The 17,626-nt window shown below is 68.9% G+C and carries 17 protein-coding genes; 10 read left to right on the forward strand and 7 right to left on the reverse strand.

Annotated elements, in window-relative coordinates; genetic code table 11:
• Positions 1–111: 111 nt before the first annotated feature.
• A complete protein-coding gene (locus tag ACYVF6_RS09755; RefSeq protein WP_460518873.1) occupies positions 112–1,746 on the reverse strand; it encodes an IS1634 family transposase in 1,635 nt (544 codons plus the stop codon).
• A gap of 158 nt (positions 1,747–1,904) precedes the next feature.
• Here ACYVF6_RS09755 and ACYVF6_RS09760 point away from each other — a divergent pair, with 158 nt between their 5' ends.
• The 3 genes from ACYVF6_RS09760 (at position 1,905) to ACYVF6_RS09770 (ending at position 7,030) form a co-directional block, all read left to right on the forward strand.
• On the forward strand, positions 1,905–4,523 hold the full coding sequence (locus ACYVF6_RS09760; protein ID WP_460518876.1) for a bifunctional FO biosynthesis protein CofGH: 2,619 nt from the start codon (positions 1,905–1,907) through the stop codon (positions 4,521–4,523).
• A gap of 81 nt (positions 4,524–4,604) precedes the next feature.
• Positions 4,605–6,017 (forward strand): APC family permease, encoded by a 1,413-nt coding sequence (locus ACYVF6_RS09765; RefSeq protein WP_460518879.1) that lies wholly within the window; start codon positions 4,605–4,607, stop codon positions 6,015–6,017.
• Positions 6,014–7,030, forward strand: coding sequence for an acetamidase/formamidase family protein (locus ACYVF6_RS09770; protein ID WP_460518883.1), 1,017 nt, complete (start codon positions 6,014–6,016; stop codon positions 7,028–7,030). The genes ACYVF6_RS09765 and ACYVF6_RS09770 overlap by 4 nt, the downstream gene beginning before the upstream one ends.
• A gap of 39 nt (positions 7,031–7,069) precedes the next feature.
• Here ACYVF6_RS09770 and ACYVF6_RS09775 read toward each other — a convergent pair whose 3' ends face one another.
• Positions 7,070–7,768 (reverse strand): GntR family transcriptional regulator, encoded by a 699-nt coding sequence (locus ACYVF6_RS09775; protein ID WP_460518886.1) that lies wholly within the window; start codon positions 7,766–7,768, stop codon positions 7,070–7,072.
• A 107-nt stretch (positions 7,769–7,875) separates the two neighbouring features.
• On the opposite strand from ACYVF6_RS09775, the gene ACYVF6_RS09780 reads away from it, so the two are divergent.
• Positions 7,876–8,769, forward strand: coding sequence for a glycoside hydrolase family 16 protein (locus ACYVF6_RS09780; protein ID WP_460518888.1), 894 nt, complete (start codon positions 7,876–7,878; stop codon positions 8,767–8,769).
• A gap of 13 nt (positions 8,770–8,782) precedes the next feature.
• Here ACYVF6_RS09780 and ACYVF6_RS09785 read toward each other — a convergent pair whose 3' ends face one another.
• The gene (locus ACYVF6_RS09785) at positions 8,783–9,997 is read right to left on the reverse strand and encodes a cobalamin-independent methionine synthase II family protein (RefSeq protein WP_460518890.1); all 1,215 of its coding nucleotides are present in this window, start codon (positions 9,995–9,997) and stop codon (positions 8,783–8,785) included.
• An 85-nt stretch (positions 9,998–10,082) separates the two neighbouring features.
• Here ACYVF6_RS09785 and ACYVF6_RS09790 point away from each other — a divergent pair, with 85 nt between their 5' ends.
• Positions 10,083–10,541 carry a MaoC family dehydratase gene (locus ACYVF6_RS09790; protein WP_460518893.1) on the forward strand — a complete coding sequence of 153 codons (459 nt, stop codon included), beginning with the start codon at positions 10,083–10,085 and terminating at the stop codon, positions 10,539–10,541.
• A gap of 170 nt (positions 10,542–10,711) precedes the next feature.
• Here ACYVF6_RS09790 and ACYVF6_RS09795 read toward each other — a convergent pair whose 3' ends face one another.
• Positions 10,712–12,211, reverse strand: a complete 1,500-nt coding sequence (locus ACYVF6_RS09795) for an acyl-CoA synthetase (protein ID WP_460518896.1) — start codon at positions 12,209–12,211, stop codon at positions 10,712–10,714.
• Between the two features lie 139 nt (positions 12,212–12,350).
• Here ACYVF6_RS09795 and ACYVF6_RS09800 point away from each other — a divergent pair, with 139 nt between their 5' ends.
• The 5 genes from ACYVF6_RS09800 (at position 12,351) to ACYVF6_RS09820 (ending at position 16,187) form a co-directional block, all read left to right on the forward strand.
• Positions 12,351–12,650 carry a PqqD family protein gene (locus ACYVF6_RS09800; RefSeq protein WP_460518899.1) on the forward strand — a complete coding sequence of 100 codons (300 nt, stop codon included), beginning with the start codon at positions 12,351–12,353 and terminating at the stop codon, positions 12,648–12,650.
• A gap of 32 nt (positions 12,651–12,682) precedes the next feature.
• Positions 12,683–13,024, forward strand: coding sequence for a lasso peptide biosynthesis B2 protein (locus ACYVF6_RS09805; RefSeq protein ID WP_460518902.1), 342 nt, complete (start codon positions 12,683–12,685; stop codon positions 13,022–13,024).
• Positions 13,021–14,979, forward strand: coding sequence for an asparagine synthetase B family protein (locus ACYVF6_RS09810; protein ID WP_460518905.1), 1,959 nt, complete (start codon positions 13,021–13,023; stop codon positions 14,977–14,979). The genes ACYVF6_RS09805 and ACYVF6_RS09810 overlap by 4 nt, the downstream gene beginning before the upstream one ends.
• Entirely contained in the window at positions 14,960–15,076 is a 117-nt protein-coding gene (locus tag ACYVF6_RS09815; protein ID WP_460518908.1) for a lasso RiPP family leader peptide-containing protein, read from the forward strand. Before ACYVF6_RS09810 ends, ACYVF6_RS09815 begins: the two co-directional genes overlap by 20 nt.
• A gap of 76 nt (positions 15,077–15,152) precedes the next feature.
• Positions 15,153–16,187, forward strand: coding sequence for a hypothetical protein (locus ACYVF6_RS09820; RefSeq protein WP_460518911.1), 1,035 nt, complete (start codon positions 15,153–15,155; stop codon positions 16,185–16,187).
• Here ACYVF6_RS09820 and crcB read toward each other — a convergent pair.
• Genes crcB through ACYVF6_RS09835 form a run of 3 tightly spaced genes read right to left on the reverse strand, consistent with a single transcriptional unit; the run spans position 16,128 to position 17,199 of the window.
• Positions 16,128–16,484 (reverse strand): fluoride efflux transporter FluC, encoded by a 357-nt coding sequence (gene crcB / locus ACYVF6_RS09825; protein WP_460518914.1) that lies wholly within the window; start codon positions 16,482–16,484, stop codon positions 16,128–16,130. The two genes, ACYVF6_RS09820 and crcB, sit on opposite strands and share 60 nt — an antisense overlap.
• A complete protein-coding gene (locus tag ACYVF6_RS09830; RefSeq protein ID WP_460518917.1) occupies positions 16,481–16,816 on the reverse strand; it encodes a DUF190 domain-containing protein in 336 nt (111 codons plus the stop codon). The genes crcB and ACYVF6_RS09830 overlap by 4 nt, the downstream gene beginning before the upstream one ends.
• A complete protein-coding gene (locus ACYVF6_RS09835; RefSeq protein ID WP_460518920.1) occupies positions 16,813–17,199 on the reverse strand; it encodes a fluoride efflux transporter FluC in 387 nt (128 codons plus the stop codon). The genes ACYVF6_RS09830 and ACYVF6_RS09835 overlap by 4 nt, the downstream gene beginning before the upstream one ends.
• Positions 17,200–17,626: the final 427 nt, after the last annotated feature.

Raw genomic sequence — 17,626 nt, forward strand, 5'->3', positions numbered from 1 at the left:
AGACCCCTCTGCGGCCACCCTGCCTGCTCCTGATGTCAGCAAACCGCGGCACAAGCTAGCGGAGTTTCGAAAGCGCTACAAGAGCGCGGTAAGTGTTTTGGTTCACGGAATTCAACTGGAGGGGGGCGCATAAGCCCCCAACCCGAACAACTCGAACAACTGCTCCTGCACCGGATCCATCGTGGTGAGGACACGGCGCGTACGTGGCCGGCCTCCGGAGGAGGGATAGCGCAGCAGCGTCTCCTCGATGCCGGCCAGCTGGTCCAGCAGGTCCCGCACGGAGAGGTTGAGCCCCGCCTGCTGCGCACGCAGCCGCATCACGTGCGTAACAGTTGTGGCGAGCACCGAAATCAGCGTGTCGATCGCGACTCGCTGATCGTTCCACCGCCAGGCCGCCGACGGAGCTTCGACGACCGGGCCGACCCATTGCCGTAGCGTCGACTCGACGCGGTACTTCGCGCGATAGGCCGTGACGATCTGCGGCACCGGCCAGTCGTCATGGCTGGTGATCAGCAGTTGTTTGCCGAAGTGCTCGCTGTGGAGACGGGACAGGGCCGCGGTGTCCACCCGCCACCGCAGACCACCGGAGCCGGAGAGCGACGTGGAGAGCACCCGTTCGCCCCAGCGGAACCGGGTGATTCTCGAGACCTCTGCCGCGAGCAGCTCCCGCGACTGGCCCAGCTCGCCTCGCGACAGCGCGTCGGCCAGCTCGCGCAGCCTGCGAGTCGCCTGGCCCAGATCCTGGGCGAGTCCTCGAGCGTGCGCCGCCTGCAGGTTGGCCGAGTGAACGAGGACGGCCCGGCGCTCCACACCCGAGACGCGAGCGTGCGCGTCGAACGCGGTCAGACCCGGCTGGCCGGGATCGATCGACTGGCGGCGGCTCGCGGGAACGGCCAGCAGGGCTGGATGGTCGCTCGGCGGCAACGAGCCGATGAACGAGTGGGGTGGGCCCGTGGCGCCGGGGGCCGGATGAGCACCGTGCCTGTCCAGCCGCGGCTTCAGGTTGACCAATGCGCTCTGCTCGGTGTCGAGGACCACGGTGACCGGCGCGCCGAGCTGTTCCGCCAGCTCGTCGGCCAGCTCGCTGAAGGTCGGTGCCGCCGAGTCGACGTGCCGGTACGGCCGGGCCAGCAGCGGAATCGCGCCGTCGAGCGTGACGACCAGGCCGAGGCCGATCGGCCACAGCCGGTCGCCGGCGGCATCGGTGAACGTGGTGAACTGCGGCACGTCCAGCAGGAGAAGCTCGCTGCCGGGCTCGAACAGACTTGCCCGTAAGGCTGCCTGGAGTTGCTCGACATGTCCCGCGGTGAGCCTGTCCAGCGCGCGCCAGAGCCTGCTCTGGCTGAGGGCGTCCGCAGGTGGGCACGGCCGGACGATCCGTTCGGCGCCCACGCCGCTCCACCAGCCGGCGAGGTCCTGGTGCGGTGCCACGACGCGCTGGAGGACGGCGAGCGCGAGATAGGTGCCGACAGGAACGCGCATGCGCGTGCGTCCCACCACGCCGTCGGTCAGCTCCGCCAGCCCGAGGTCGGCGATGACGTTCCACACCCCGGCGACCGCCCCGAACGGAAGCTGCTCGGCGCGGGCCGGAGCCGCGGACTCGCGGCCGGACACGGCGGCACCGATCTCCTCGGCCGTGCCGAGGTAGCGCTGCGCGACGATCCGGGGTTTGCCGTCGACCCGGCCGGACTCGGCGAGGTAGTAGTACGTCCTGCCGTTGACGCGCTTGCCGATGACCGATGCCACACTTTAGGTAATACATCCGACGAGCCGTCAAACGCAACTTTCGCCAGCAGCATGACCTGCGCGGATCCTGTCCGAGCAGCGCGTGCGGGAGACCGGTGCGAAGCGGTTACGGCCCGCGCGCTGGCGGGCAGGCATCCCGCATGCCTAGCGTTCCGATCATGACCGACCCGACTGCAGACCCGGTTGGCGAGCGGCCCACCGCGTCGGCGATGCGGCGTGCGCTCGCTCGCGCTCGCGACGGCAAGACGCTCAACACTGACGAGGCAGCGGTGCTGCTGCACGCCCGCGACGACGACCTGCGCGCGTTGAGCGAGCACGCGAGCCGTGTACGTGACGCCGGGCTGGTCGCGGCGGGCCGGCCGGGGGTCATCACGTACAGCCGGAAGGTCTTCATCCCGCTGACCCGGCTGTGCCGGGACCGCTGCGGCTACTGCACGTTCGTGACCGTGCCAGGCCGGCTGCACGCGCCCTACCTCAGCCCCGACGAGGTGCTGCAGATCGCGCGCGACGGTGCGGCGATGGGCTGCAAGGAGGCGCTGTTCACCCTCGGCGACCGGCCGGAGGACCGCTGGAAGGCCGCGCGGGAGTGGCTGGACGAGCGGGGCTACGACGACACGCTCTCGTACGTCCGCGCGATGGCGATCCTCGTACTGGAAGAGACCGGCCTGCTGCCGCATCTCAACCCTGGTGTGCTTTCGTGGCGCGACCTGCAGCGGCTGAAGCCCGTGGCGCCCTCGATGGGCATGATGCTCGAGACCACCGCGCACCGGCTCTACACCGAGCGTGGCGGGCCGCACTACGGCTCGCCCGACAAGGATCCCGACGTCCGGTTGCGCGTGCTGGAGGACGCCGGCCGCAGCTCGGTGCCGTTCACCTCCGGAATCCTCATCGGCATTGGCGAAACGCACCTCGAGCGCGCCGAGTCGCTGTTCGCGATCCGGCAGGTCGCGCGAACGTACGGCGGCATCCAGGAAGTCATCGTGCAGAACTTCCGGGCCAAGCCCGACACCAAGATGCGCGCGACGCCGGACGCCGACCTGCAGGAGCTGGCCGCGACGATCGCGGTGGCGCGGCTCGTGCTCGGCCCGAAGGTGCGGCTGCAGGCGCCGCCGAACCTCATCGACTCGGAATACGACCTGATGCTGCGTGCGGGCATCGACGACTGGGGCGGCGTCTCGCCGCTGACACCCGACCACGTGAACCCCGAGCGGGCCTGGCCGCAGATCGACGAGCTGGCCGCGCGGACGTCGGCATCCGGTTTCGAGCTGCGCGAGCGGCTGACGATCTACCCCGAGTACGTCCGGCTCGGTGAGCCGTGGCTCGATCCGCGGCTGGCCGGGCACGTCGCCGCACTGGTGGATCCCGAGACGGGGTTGGCGAAACCGGGCGCGATGCCGCAACCGCTGCCGTGGCAGGAGCCTGACGGCGGATGGTCGCTGGCGGGTGCCGGGTCCGGTCGTACCGACCTGCACGTCACGGTCGACACCGAAGGACGTACCGACGACAAGCGCAGCGACTTCGACTCGGTCTACGGCGACTGGAACGAGCTGGCCGCCATGGTGCCGACAGCGCCTGCCCGGATGGACTCCGATGTCAAGTCGGCCTTGCGGCGTGCCGAGCAGGACCCGGCGGGCCTGAGCGACGACGAGGCGCTGGCGTTGCTGCACGCCGATGGTGCCGAGCTCGACGAGCTCGCGGCGCTGGCCGACGGGCTTCGCCGTGACGTCAACGGCGACGACGTGACGTTCGTCGTGACGCGCAACATCAACTTCACCAACGTCTGCTACACCGGCTGCCGGTTCTGCGCGTTCGCCCAGCGGCGAAACGACTCTGATGCGTACACGCTGTCGCTCGCCCAGGTCGGCGATCGGGTCGACGAGGCCTGGCAGGCCGGCGCGACCGAGATCTGCATGCAGGGCGGCATCCATCCGGACCTGCCCGGCACGGCCTACTTCGACCTCGCCGAGGAGGTGAAGCGGCGGCAGCCGGACGTCCACCTGCACGCGTTCAGCCCGATGGAGGTGATGAACGGCACGGCGCGCACCAACCTGCCCGTCCGCGAGTGGCTGACGCGCGCGAAGGAAGCCGGCGTCGACTCGCTGCCCGGCACGGCCGCCGAGATCCTGGACGACGACGTGCGGTGGATCCTCACCAAGGGCAAGCTGCCGACAGCGAGCTGGATCGACGTGGTGACCACAGCACACTCGCTGGGGATCCCCACGACGTCGACGATGATGTACGGCCACGTCGACAGCCCGCAGCACTGGGTCGCGCACATCAAGCTGATCGCGGATCTGCAGCGCAAGGCGCTGGCCAACAACGGGCGTCCGGGCTTCACGGAGTTCGTGCTGCTGCCGTTCGTCCACACCAGCGCGCCGATCTATCTCGCCGGCCTGGCGCGCCCGGGACCGACGCCGCGCGAGAACCGCGCGGTGCACGCGCTGGCGCGCATCCTGCTGCACGGCCTGATCGACAACATCCAGTGCTCGTGGGTGAAACTCGGTTCGGAGCTGTGCCCGCAGGTGCTCGACGGCGGTGTCAACGACCTCGGCGGCACGCTGATGGAGGAGACGATCAGCCGGATGGCCGGCGCGGCCAACGGCTCGTACAAGACGATCACCGACCTGCGCGAGATCGCGGCGTCGGTCGGCCGGCCCTTGAAGCAGCGGACGACGGGCTACGGAACGCCGTCCGACGAGCGGATCGCCGCCGCCGAAGCCAGCGACGGCGTGTGCGAGGCCGTTCGCGGACCACGGAGGGCACTGCCGGTCGTCTAGGGGGTGTCCTGTGGATGTCACCGGGCTGCGGCACCCCCTAGACCTTGACGCGCCTCTGAGCCGGGTTCAGAGTGCGTTGATATGGCAGAGACGTCCGGTTCGGTCGAGCAGTTCGGGTACCAGCAGGAGCTCAAGCGGTCGTTGTCGTTCTGGGACCTGCTGATCTACGGGCTCGTCTTCATGGTTCCCATCGCTCCGTTCGGAATCTTCGGCTCGGTCTTCCAGGCGAGCGGTGGAATGGTCGCTCTCGCGTACGCGATCGGCATGGTCGCGATGGTGTTCACGGCGATCTCGTACGCCCAGATGGCCAAGGCGTTCCCGCTGGCGGGCTCGGTCTACGCCTACGCCGGGCGTGGCATCGCGCAGCCGGTCGGGTTCCTCGCGGGCTGGCAGATCCTGCTCGACTACATCCTGATTCCCGCGCTGCTGTACATCGTCTCCGGCATCGCGATGCACTCGTTCGTGCCGCAGATCCCGGTGTGGGGCTGGGTCCTCGCGTTCGTGGTGTTCAACACCGCGATCAACGCGCTCGGCATCGAGATGACCGCGCGGATCAACCGCGTGATGCTGGTCGGCGAGCTGATCGTGCTCGCCATCTTCCTGGTCGTCGGCATCGCCGCGCTGGCGCAGGGCAAGGGTGAGGGCTTCGGGCTGTCGCCGTTGTTCGACTCGGGGACGTTCTCGGTGGGGTTGGTGTTCGGCGCGGTGTCGATCGCGGCGCTGTCGTTCCTCGGGTTCGACGCGATCACGACGTTGTCGGAGGAGAACCGGCAGCAGGCCCGGCAGATCGGACGCGCCGTCGTCGGCAGCCTGCTGGTCGTCGGCGTGCTGTTCATCGTCCAGACCTGGGTGGCCGGGCTGCTGGTCCCGAACCGCGAGCAGTTGCTCGCCAAGGGCGACGCGGCGGGGACGGCGTTCTACCAGGCGGCCGAGGTCGCCGGCGGGCGCTGGCTGTTCGTGCTGGCGGCGGTCGCGACCGCGATCGCCTGGGGCTTCGCGGACGCGCTGGTCGCCCAGGCGGCGACGTCACGCGTGTTGTACGCGATGGCGCGGGACGGGCAGCTGCCACGGTTCCTGGCCCACGTAAGCCCGCGTTATCGCGTGCCGGAGCGCGCCACCGTGCTCGTCGCGATCGTCACGCTCGTGGTCGGCGTCGCCCTCAGCCTGCGCGCCGACAGCGGGCTCACGCTGCTGACGACGCTGGTCAACTTCGGCGCGCTGTCGGCGTTCCTGCTGCTGCACGCGTCGGTGATCGGGCACTACATCGTCCGGCAGCGCAGCCGCGACTGGCTGCGGCACCTGGTGGTTCCGCTGGCCGGGATCGTGATTCTGGGGTACGTACTCATCGAGGCGCAGGTCGCGGCGCAGATCGTCGGGCTGACCTGGCTGGGCGTCGGAATCGTCATCATGGTGGTCTTGCTGGCCACGGGACGGCAGGCGAGACTGGCGCAGGAAGAGATCGCGGAGCAGCCGGAGAGCAGGGAGACGACGTGAGCGTGGTGACGTATCGTCCGGGTTCGTTCGAGGACTACGCCTGGACCTTCGGCGGCGTGCGACCGGTGCGCACGGTGCGGCCCGGCGACGTCCTCCAGCTGTGGACCGAGGACTGCTACGCCGGCAAGATCCGCAGCGCCGACGACCTGGTGTCGCAGGTGTGCGAGTGGCCCTTCCTCAACCCGCAGACCGGTCCGTTCTTCGTCGAGGGTGCACAGCCGGGTGACACGCTCGCGCTGCACTTCGTCTCGATCGAGCCGGCCTCTCCGTTCGGCGCGGCGACCACGGTCCCGTTCTTCGGCGCGCTCACCTCCGACGCCTCGACGGTGACGCTGCAGGATCCGCTGCCCGAACTGGTCTGGATGTACGACATCGACGTTGCGCGCGGCGTGTGCACCTATCGCGCGCGGCGCAGCGATCTCGTCCTCGAGTTCCCGCTCGACCCGATGCACGGCACGGTCGGCGTGGCGCCGGCCTCGTTCGAGGCACGGTCGGCGCTGGTGCCCGGTGCGCACGGCGGCAACCTCGACACGCCTGAGCTGCGTGCGGGTGTGACGGCCTACTTCGGCGTCAACGTCGAGGGCGCGCTGTTCTCGCTGGGCGACGGGCACGCGCGCCAGGGCGAGGGCGAGGCGTGCGGCACAGGCGTGGAGTGCGCGATGAACACCGTGGTCATCGTGGAGTTGCTGCACGGCGTGGCGACGCCGTGGCCGCGGTTGGAGAGCGACTCGCACCTCATGAGCATCGGCGCGGCGCGTCCGCTGGAGGACGCGTATCGCGTGGCGAACGTCGACCTGGTGGACTGGGTGGCGGGGGGGTACAAGCTCGACCGGCTCGACGCGTACCAGATCGTGGCGCAGCTCGCGACCGCGCCGATCGCCCAGGTGTGCAACCCGATCTACACCGTGGTGGCCAAGCTGCCGAAGGCGTTGCTGCCCTCGGCTTCGATGTACGGCGGTGCGCATCAGGCACTTCGTGAGCAGTCGGCCACCTACCAGGCCGGCAGGCTGTGAGCGGAACGAGCGGAACGCCCTTCCTGGCCCGAGGTCTGCCTAGCCTGAGGTGCTGTCGAACGTCAGGTGGGAGGTCAGCCGGTAGCGGTCGCCGCGGTAGATGGAGCGGGTGTACTCCACGATCCGGCCGGTGAGGTCACGGGTCGCGCGTTCGAAGAGCAGGGCCGGCGAGTGCAGCGGAACCGTCAGCAGGACGGACTCCTCCGCGTCGGAGACGGTGGGCTCGATGCTCTGCACGGCGTCTGCGACCACGACTTCGTACCGCATCCGCAGCACCTGGTAGAAGTTGCCGGATTCCAGGTCGGCCGCCTGCAGCCCGGCGACCAGCTGCGCCGGCAGGTGCAGGCGTTCGATCGCCATCGGTTCGTCGTCGACCAGCCGCAGGCGTACGGCGTGGAGCACCGGATCGCCGGGCGAGCAGAGCAGCCGGGCACCGATCCGGGGCCCGGCGGCGGCGATCTCGAACGAAAGGACGCGACTTCGCCACTCGCCGTCGGCCGGCGGTACGAAGTAGGAGCCCTGGAGGTTCTGCGTCACCTTCGATCGGTTCGTGAACGTCCCGCGGCCCTGTTGCCGGATCAGCAGCCCGGCCTGCGAGAGCTCGTCGACCGCGGCGCGGAGCGTCGGGCGGGAGACGCCGAGCTGCCGGCACAGCTCGCGTTCTGGCGGGATGCTGCTGCCTGGCGCCTGCGACCCGATGAGGTCCAGCAGGTATTCCCGGACTCGCTCCCGCTTCATCCCTCTGAGCGTACCAATATTTACCCACTGCCAAGGGGTTGACAGCGCGCGATTCGCGGACGACGGTAGGCAATATCTGACCAATTACTTACCAATGGAGGCGAACGATGCGCAGGTCTTTCGCCGCACGCGCCGGCGCGGTGGTGGCTCTCGGCCTGACCACCGCCCTGGCAATCGGCACGACCGCTCCCGCAGGCGCGGCACCGAGCGCCGAGCTGTTCGACGACTTCACCTATGCGGGGCCCGACGACTCCCGGATCGCCGCGCGGAACTGGACGGTCCGGACCGGCGGAGGCGGACCAGGCGTGCCCGGCGCCGTCTGGGCGAAGGAGAACGTGGCGTTCCCCGCCATCGACAGCGGGAAGGCGCTGGAGCTGAAGGCGTCGTACGACGGCACCACCACCAGGCAGTCCGAGGTCTACCACCAGCGGAAGTTCTTCGAAGGCACCTACGCCGCCCGCGTACGGTTCACCGACGCGCCGCTCTCCGGGCCCGACGGCGACCAGCTGGTCCAGACGTTCTTCACCATCACGCCGCTGGACGCGCCGCTGGACCCCGACTACGGCGAGCTGGACTTCGAGTACCTCCCGAACGGCGGCTGGGGCGAGACCGGCCCGACCATGTTCACCACGACGTGGGAGACCTATCAGGCCGACCCGTGGATCGCGGACAACATCTCCACCAAGCGCACCGGCAGCCTGGCGGGCTGGCACGACCTGGTGATCCAGGTGTCCGGCGGCCGCGCCATCTACTACCTCGACGGCGCCGAGTTCGCCAACCACGGCGACAAGTACTACCCCGAGACGCCGATGTCGATCAACCTGAACCACTGGTTCATCTCCGGTGGCCAGGTCTCCAACCCGACGCCGCGGGCGTATGTCGAGCAGATCGACTACGTCTACTTCAGCCGGAACGAGGTCGTCGCCCCTGCCGAGGTGGGCACGCGGGTGCAGGCCTTCCGTTCGGCAGCCGTCGACTGGAAGGACACCGTCACGCCGTAAGCGCTGTGCCGGGCTACCGCCACAGCTGCTGGGTCGCGAGCTGGGCGCCCTCGACCAGGGCGGCCAGCTTCGCCCACGCCAGCTGCGGATGGACGCGTCCACCGAGACCGCAGTCCGTACCGGCGAGGACGTTCTCGCGGCCCACTCCCTCGGCGAAGCGGACGATGCGCTGGGCCACCAGCTCCGGATGCTCGATCAGGTTGGTCGAGTGGCTCACGACGCCGGGCATGATGACCTTCCCGTCCGGCAGCTTGGTCTCGCGCCAGACCGTCCACTCGTGCTCGTGGCGTACGTTCGCCGCTTCGAAGAGGTAACCGCCGGCGTTGACCGCGAGCATGCACGACACGATGTGCTTGATCGGGATGTCGGTGCTGTGCGGGCCGTGCCAGCTGCCCCAGCAGAGGTGGAAGCGGATCCGGTCCTCCGGCAGGCCGCGGATCGCATGGTTGAGCGCCTCGATGCGTTGCATCGTGAACGCCTGATAGTCCTCGACCGACGGCTCGGGAACGATCTGGTCCCAGTTCTCGGCGATGCACGGATCGTCCAGCTGCAGGATGAGCCCCGACTCGACGATCGCGGTGTACTCCTCGCGCAGCGCGTCTGCGCACGCCCACATGAACTCTTCGTCGGTTTTGTAGTGGTCGTTGAGGAAACGCGCGCAGGAGCCGGGCGCGACGGCGTTCAGGAAACCCTCCTCCACGCCGGCGGCGTCGAACGCCGCCTTGGCGTTGGCGATGTCGCGCCGGACTGCTTCTTGCCCGGTGTAGGTGACCGGCCCGCGGCAGACGGGGAACGTCCGCGAGGAGCCGCCGACCGAGATGCCGGACTCCGGGTCGGCATAGGCCTCGGCGTACGTCGTCCAGTCGCGGCGGTCGGCGAAGCTGCTCAGGACGATGTTGCCGGGCTCGGAACGGTGCTTCGGCATTGCCCACAAGGGCGTCTCGGAGATCTCCAGTCCACCCAGGCGTTCGAAGACATAGCCCCACCAAGCGCCGTAGTCGGTCTTGTCGCCCATCGTGTGGCCGTACTCGCCGTCGTTCGGTATGTCGATGCCCAGTTCACGCTGGCGTCGCGCGAGCTCGGCGACCGCGCCGGTGAGCTCGGCCTGGAACTCCTGCTCGTCCACCGCCTCGCCGACCATCCTGCGCCGGTTGAGCTCGCGCAAGTCGTCGGGGCGCGGCAGGCTGCCGGCGTGGCTGGTGAGGATACGGTCGGTGCTGGTGCGCATCTTGCCCCTTCCTAGGTCAGGATGGATCCAGGAGTTTCATGGTCGTACCGCGAGCCGGAGCTAGCAAGGCACGAGAGGAGTCACTGTGACAACAGTCGTCGACAGTCCGGATGCCCTGAAGGCCAAGGCCGGTGAACACCTGGGCACCAGCGAGTGGCTCGAGATCACCCAGGAACGCGTCAACACCTTCGCCGACGCCACCGACGACCACCAGTGGATCCACGTGGACGTCGAACGCGCGAAGGCGGGACCGTTCAAGGGCACGATCGCCCACGGATATCTCACGTTGTCGCTGGTGATACCGCTGTGGAACCAGATCCTCGAGGTGCGCGGCAAGGGCATGGGCATCAACTACGGCCTCAACCGGGTGCGCTTCCCGGCTCCCGTGCCAATCGGCTCGAACGTGCGCCTGTCGGCGACGCTCGCCGAGGTCAAGGACGTCGCGGGCAACGGCATCGAGATCGTCGTCGACATGACCGTCGAGTGCGATCGCGCGGAGAAGCCGGCCTGTGTCGCGCAGGCGATCTACCGCTTCTATCCCTAGGCGATCTATTCCAAGGGGTCGCCGGTCAAGCGCGCGGCGCATGGCGCCGCGCTGGCAAGGCGGAGGAGGAGCCAGGAGGGGCCTCCGGCGATCGACGACAACGCAGCCGGCGTGGATGCCAGGCGTCGCGCGTCAGGCGACCCCTTGGAATAGATCGTCTAGGCCTGTGCCTACTTCTGGCCGTAGGCCTCGCGCAGCGGCACCTTGAGCAGCTTGCCGCTCGCACTGCGGGGGAGCTCGTCGACGAAGCGGACGGATCGCGGCACCTTGTAGGCCGCGATCCGTCCGTCGAGGAATGCCAGGATGGCTTGCTCGTCGGCGGATTCGCCGGGCGCCAGCACGACGAGCGCGCGGCCGACCTCGCCCCACTTCTGGTCCGGAACACCGATCACCGCGCAGTCGGCGACCGCGGGATGGGAGTGGAGCGCGCCCTCGATCTCGGCGGGGTAGACGTTCTCGCCGCCCGAGATGAACATGTCCTTGACCCGATCCACCAGCGACACGAAGCCGTCGTCGTCGACGACGGCGATGTCTCCCGTACGGAACCAGCCGCCCTCGTCGATCGCGGCGGCGGACTCTGCCGGCAGGTCCCAGTAACCGCGCATGACGTTGGGGCCGTGCACGACGACCTCACCCTTCTCACCCGGTGCCACGTCGGCGCCCCTCGCGTCGACCACGCGGACGTCGGTGAAGAAGTGCGGCACACCCGCGGTGCCCGCCTTAGCCGCCACCTGGTCGCGGTCGAGGAACAGAACGCCCGGCGAGGCCTCGGTCATGCCGTAGCCCTGCACGAACGTGAAACCACGCTCCAGGTACGTATCGATCGTCCGGGCCGGTACGGGCGCACCGCCACACGTCAACGTACGCAGGCTGGACAGGTCCGCCGTCGCCCACTCCGGCGCCAGAGCCATCGCGTCGTACATCGCGGGAACGCCGAACAGGTACGTCACGGCGTGCTGTTCGATCAGCCGGAGCGCCGCTCCCGGGTCGAAGCGCTCCATCAGCACAGCCGTTCCGCCCTTCAGGATCGTCGGCAGACAGGTCATGTTGAGGCCCGCTGTGTGGAACAGCGGTGCGCACACCAGCGTCACCTCGTCGCCGCGTAGGTCGGAGTCGACGAGGACGTTGACGGAGTTCCACGTCAGGTTGCCGTGCGTCAGCATCGCGCCCTTCGGCCGACCCGTCGTGCCGGAGGTGTACATCACCATGGCGAGGTCGTCGAGTGACACCGGTTCGTCGATCGTCGCGGTGCCGGCCTCGGCCAGCAGCGTCTCGTACGAATCGTCAACCAGGACGAGCGACTCGACCTCCTCCGCGACTGCGGTCGCGGCCGGACGCAGCCCGGCGCTCGCGATCAGCACCCGGCTCGTGGAGTTCGCCAGCACGTATCGCAGCTCCGGCACCGCCAGCCGGGGATTGAGCGGGACGAACACGGCACCGAGCGCGGCGGTGGCGAACAGCGTTTCCAGGAAGGCGGGATGGTTCGGCCCGAGATAGGCGACGCGGTCGCCGCGCTCGATTCCCAACGTACGCAGGGCATGCGCCAGCCGGTTGCTGCGCTGGTACAGCTCGCGATAGGTCCACGCACGCGACTCGAACCGGACCGCCACCCGATGCGGCGTCTTCCGGTCGCGTCTCGTGAGCCACGAGCCGATGCCTTGGTCGCGCACGTTGCCTCCCGGTCAGGGTGGCTCCGTCCGCGATGATCGTCCTGGTCCGGCTCGCTGTCAACCGCACCATTGGCCCGTTTAGGTCAAATCTTTTCAATCACTCTGGACTAACCGAAGCTTGTCAACGAAGCTCGTAGGCATGAAAAATGCGGCCGACCACCCCGTGACCGTGCCGGACCACATCCACCACGTTGCTGACGATCTGCAGCACGTCGTCGTGATGAACGCGCAGAACGGCCAGATCTTCGGCCTCGACAACACCGCGGCGTTGATCTGGAACGTGCTGACCGAGACCGGATCCGAGCGGGCCGCGGCGGCAGCGCTGGTCGAGCGCTACGACGTCGAGCCGGACCAGGCGGCAGCCGACGTGCGTACCTTCCTGGACGATCTGGTCGGCGCCGGCCTGCTGGTCCGCGACCTGCGCGGGGCCGCCGGGTGATCGGCGCGTCCGTTCAGGCTTACACCGCGTTGATGAAGGGCAAGCGCCTGCTGGCGGCCGGCGGCTGGCCGGCGATGGTCGAGGCGCTGCCACCCAAGCCCGACGGTCCGGCGGCACTCGACTTCGCGAACGTCCGGAGCGTCGCCGACGCGTGCGCGCGGGCGGCCCGCAGGCTGCCGGTCGGAACCGCTTGCCTCGAACGCTCCTACGCCACCTGCACGCTGCTGCGCCGGCAGGGCGTGCCGTCGTTGTTCTGCGTGGGCGTCAGCCGGTTCCCGCCGATGCGGTTCCATGCCTGGGTCGAGGTCGACGGGCAGGTGCTGAACGAGGCGCAGCCCATCCACGAGATCTACCGCACCATCTGCTCGCTATGAGCACGGTCGCGGCGATCCTCGGCACCGGGGTGCGAACGCCGACGCTGGAACAGCTCCAGCCGTTGCTGACCGCCGGTGCGTATCCGGACAGCCTCGCGCCAGCGGGCGTACGCGAGGGCGCGTGTGCACTGGGTGCGTGCGTGCTTCCCATACTGGACGAGGACACGCAGCCGGACGCGAGCCAGCCGATCGGCCTGTCAGGCCTTCAGGTCGTCTTCGCCGGGCGGCTCGACAACCGGGCCGAGCTGGCGGCGGCACTCGACGTCGATGCCGGACGGCCGGACGCCAGGATCGCCGCGCTCGCCTACCGGCGGTGGGGCGAAGCGTGCCCGGAGCGCCTGATCGGTGCGTTCTCGCTGCTGGTGTGGGATTTCGCGCGCGAACGACTGTTCTGCGCCACCGACCATCTCGCGTTGCGGCCGTTGTTCTACGCCGAGACGAGCCACGCGTTCGTCGTCGCCTCGACGATTCGCCAGGTGCGAGCGCATCCGGGGGTGCCGCGTGAACTGGACGAGGGCTTTCTGCTGGCGTCACTGGCCGTCCCGACCGGGCCGCCGTTGCAGTCGGAACGCACACCGTATGTTGGCGTCAGGCGGCTGTTGCGCGGGTCGGCGCTGGTCGCCGAGCCCGGCAAGCGGCCGCGCACCTGGCGTTACTGGCGGCCGGAGGAGCTGGCCGAGGCGACGGGAACGCTGGACGAGCTCGGCGCGGAGCTGCGTGCACGACTCGAGACCGCCGTGCGGGCGCAGAGCCGCTCCCGTCGCAAGCTGATGTGCACGCTGAGCGGCGGCCTCGACTCGTCCACCATCACGGGTTTGGCCACGAAGCTCGCCGGCAAGCCGGTCGATGCAACTTCGCTGGTCTTCGGCAGCGGCACCGAGGCCGACGAGACCTTCTTCCGCCGGCTGGCGGAGCGGCGTTACGGCGTCACCGCGGTCGAGATCGACGGCAACGAGTGCTGGCAGTTTCGCGACATCGGTCCCGGCGAGGTCTCGGTGTCGGCGGACGAGCCGTACATCAGCTACTCCGCGTTCCGCGAGACGAGATCGTTCGCGCTCGCTGCCCGTGACAACGGTTGTGACGTGGTGTTCTCCGGCCACGGCGGCGACGAGCTGATGGCCGGCAGCGAGTACTTCCTGGCCGACCTGCTGGCTCGCGGCCGGTTGGCCGAGCTGTGGCGGCGCGGCCGCGAACTGGCGGGGCTGAGCTTGTGGAACCGTACGTACGCGTCCTGCCTGCGCTCGCTGGCCGCCGGACCGGTGCTCGCGTCGTTGTTTTCTCGTACTGCCGGCATCCAGTGGGCCGGCGGTGCCGTGGACCTGGACCGGCACTGGTTCCGGCCGCCCGCACCACCTTGGCTGAGTCGCGATCCGGCTCGCCGCGGGCAGGTCGACCGGATCTGGCGCGAGGTCACGACCGTCGGTCTGCGGCCGTACTCCAGGGCACACGAGCTGTCGTGGATTCGCGCGGCGGGTCTCGCGCCCGCGCTGAACGATGCCGTGTACTACCCCATGGGCCTGGAGCTGCGGGCGCCGTTCTACGACCGCCGGGTCGTCGAGCTCGCGCTGTCGATTCCGGGTGAACGGAAGCTGCGGATCGACGACGGCACGCGAGTCACCAAGCTGGTCCTGCGTTCGGCCGTCCGCGACCTGTTGCCGCCGGAGATCCTGGAACGGCGGACGAAGGCATCGCTGAGCGTCGGCTCGGCGAACGGTTTGCGCAACGAGTGGACGCGAATCTGGAACGATGGCCGGTTCGAGGTGGCCGGGCGTGGCCTGGTGGAGTGGGAGCCGCTGGCCCGGGCGTTGCGCGCGGCGCGGATGGGGCAGTGGCAGAACATCGGGCAGCTCGCCTCGCTGGTCGTCCTCGAGTTGTGGTTGCGAGCCAACCACAGCGCCAATTCCAGGGCGAGCCAACGGAGGGAGGTGAGTCCGCATGGAACGCGAAGCGTATGAAACGCCTCAGCTGGTGCTGCTCGGCGATGCCAAGGATCTGGTCAAGGGTGAGCTGGTCGAGATCCACGGCGACAACGCGTTCACGTGGTGGTGCTGACGTTTTGAGCGAACCACCTCTGTCCGGGGTTTCGCGGCGGTAGTCTGGCCGCGAAACCCCTTGCCTGGATGGAGATATGACGCACATCGTCTTTCTCACGCGCGGTCACGGCTATGGTCACGCGGCGGTCGACGTGCCCGTGATCCGCGCGCTTCGTGACCTCCGGCCGTCCGTCACGGTCGAGGCGGCGTCGTACGGCACAGGACTCGAACACTATGCCCGGCAGGGGATGCCGTGTGCTGACCTGCGGATCGACGATGTCAACGACCAGGGCGCCGAGGCGGCGCTGCGGGTGACGGCGTTCCTGCGTTCGCGGAAGTCGGCCGACCTGGTGGTGGCGCACGAGGTGTTCGCGGCGCCGGCTGTGTGCGGAATGCTCGGCCTGCGCAGTGTGCTTTTGACGCACTGGTTCTTCTCGGAGGTCGGCCTGCCGGAGCGCGACGAGGTGCTGCGTGCGGCGAAGTCGCTGCTGGTGCTGGACTTTCCGCAGGCGCACGTGGTGCCGTCCGGTCTGGCCGGGCAGGTGACGTTCGTTGGCGCGGTGGCGAAGCGGTTCGACCTCGACCGGGCGGCGGCCCGGCGCGTGCTCGGCGTCGGGGCCGCCGAGCGGGTGGTGGTCGTGACGGCCGGTGCGGTGACACCGTACAACGCGCGGCAGCTCGAGACCCTGGAGTCCCGGGCGGTCGCGGCTTGTGCGGGCTGGGCGAAGCCGTTCGTCCTGGCCGGCTCGCGCCGGGTCTCGCGGCCGGAGATCTACTACGCCGCTGCCGACGTCGTGGTGGCGAACGCGACGTTCGCGACTCTGTGCACGCTGGTCCGTAACGGCGTTCCGACTGTCGCCGTGGTCGGCGAGGGCAACCCGGTCGACCGGCTGCATACGGAGTTCTTCGCCAGGGAAGGGCTGCTGCGGCTGGTCGAAGGGGTAGAGCTGTCCGAGGAGGCCCTGCGTTCGGCACTGTCGTCGGCGGCGACGGCAGCGACGGCAGCGACCGCTGTCAAGCCGCGGTCGAGCCTGCCGTGGGCGGAGCCGCACGACCTCGCGCGACTGCTGCTACAACGCCTGGGCGAATGCCAGCCCGACGTACGCCGCTCCGAGTCCGGCGATCAGTGAGGCGCCGACGTTCAGCACGGCGAGCAGCCGGGCGCCGCCGGCGAGCAGGCGCAGGGTCTCGTAGCCGAACGTGGAGTAGGTCGTGAGGGCGCCGCAGAAGCCGATGCCTGCCAGCGAAAGCACCTCGCTGTCGAACGGGAAGCCCACCAGGAAGCCGAGCACGAAGCAGCCGGCGACGTTGACGGTGAAGGTACCCCACGGAAAGACCGAGTCGTGCCGGGTCTGCACGGCACGGTCGACGAGGTAGCGGGCGGGCGCGCCGATCGCGGCGCCGAGAATCACCAGCAATGCCGTCATGAGCGGCCCACGTACCGGATCACCTCGACCGGATCGACGATCACCAGGCCTTCGCTCACCAGCTCGTCGAGCTGCGGAAGGAAGTCGCGTACCTTCTCCTCCGTATCGACGATGACGATCGCGATCGGCAGATCTTCGGAGAGCGAGAGCAGCCGCGTCGTGTGGATCCGGCTGGACGCACCGTAGCCCTCGATGCCGCGCAGCACCGACGCCCCGGCCAACCCGGCCGCGTGCGCGCGATGCACGATCTCGCTGTAGAGCGGCTTATGATGAAACGTGTCGTCTTCGCCGACGAAAATGGTCAGGCGCGTGGCGGGACCTTGTAGCTTCATGGGATGTCCTTGTGGGAAAGGGCTTTGACCAACCAGCGGGTGGCAGCCTGACCGGCGAACACCGCGACCAACGCGGCGACGAGGGTGCCGGCAAGGTAGAACAGCGCGAGCCGTGGCGCCCCGGCCGTCAACGCCTGCTGCGTCTCGACGACGTAGGTGGAGAACGTCGTGAACCCACCAAGCACGCCGACGCCGAGAAAGGGCCGCAACAGGCGGTGCCCGGACCAGACGTCGGTGACCAGCACCATCAGGACGCCGATGAGGAAGCAGCCGCTGACATTGGTGGCGAAGGTCGCCCAGGGAAACTCGTGCGGTGCGTGAGGAAACGCGGCGGCCAGCTCGAAGCGGGCAGTCGCCCCTAGTGCGCCGCCGACGCCGATCACGGCCAAGACGAGCCAGGAAGCGCCGGTGATTCGGCGCAACCTTGGTTTGCGTGTTGTGGCTGCGAGGTCGCGGGTGGTCGTTTCGGGCACGTCTCTCCTACCAGGCGGGTTCTCACTGGTAGGGACCGTTGTCGGCTGTGGCCGAGGTTCTCCCCGCCTCACGGGGACGGCGGGCCCCACCGCCGGACTGTAGATTACCCGATGGCCCGCCGGGCCGCGGTTCTGCCCTCAGATTTGATATTCCCATCCGGTGGTGGCTGCACAGGCAGGGACAACGGCGTGTAGCTGTGCCGCACCACCACACCACCGTCTACCAAGCGAATGGGCAATTCTATTAAGCAACCACGGTAGGCCTGGGTTCTGCCACCCGACGGATCGACTTGGCACAGGCGAACCAGTGCGAAACCGTCTGCATGACATGCCGCAC

It is taken from the genome of Flindersiella endophytica (assembly GCF_054779015.1).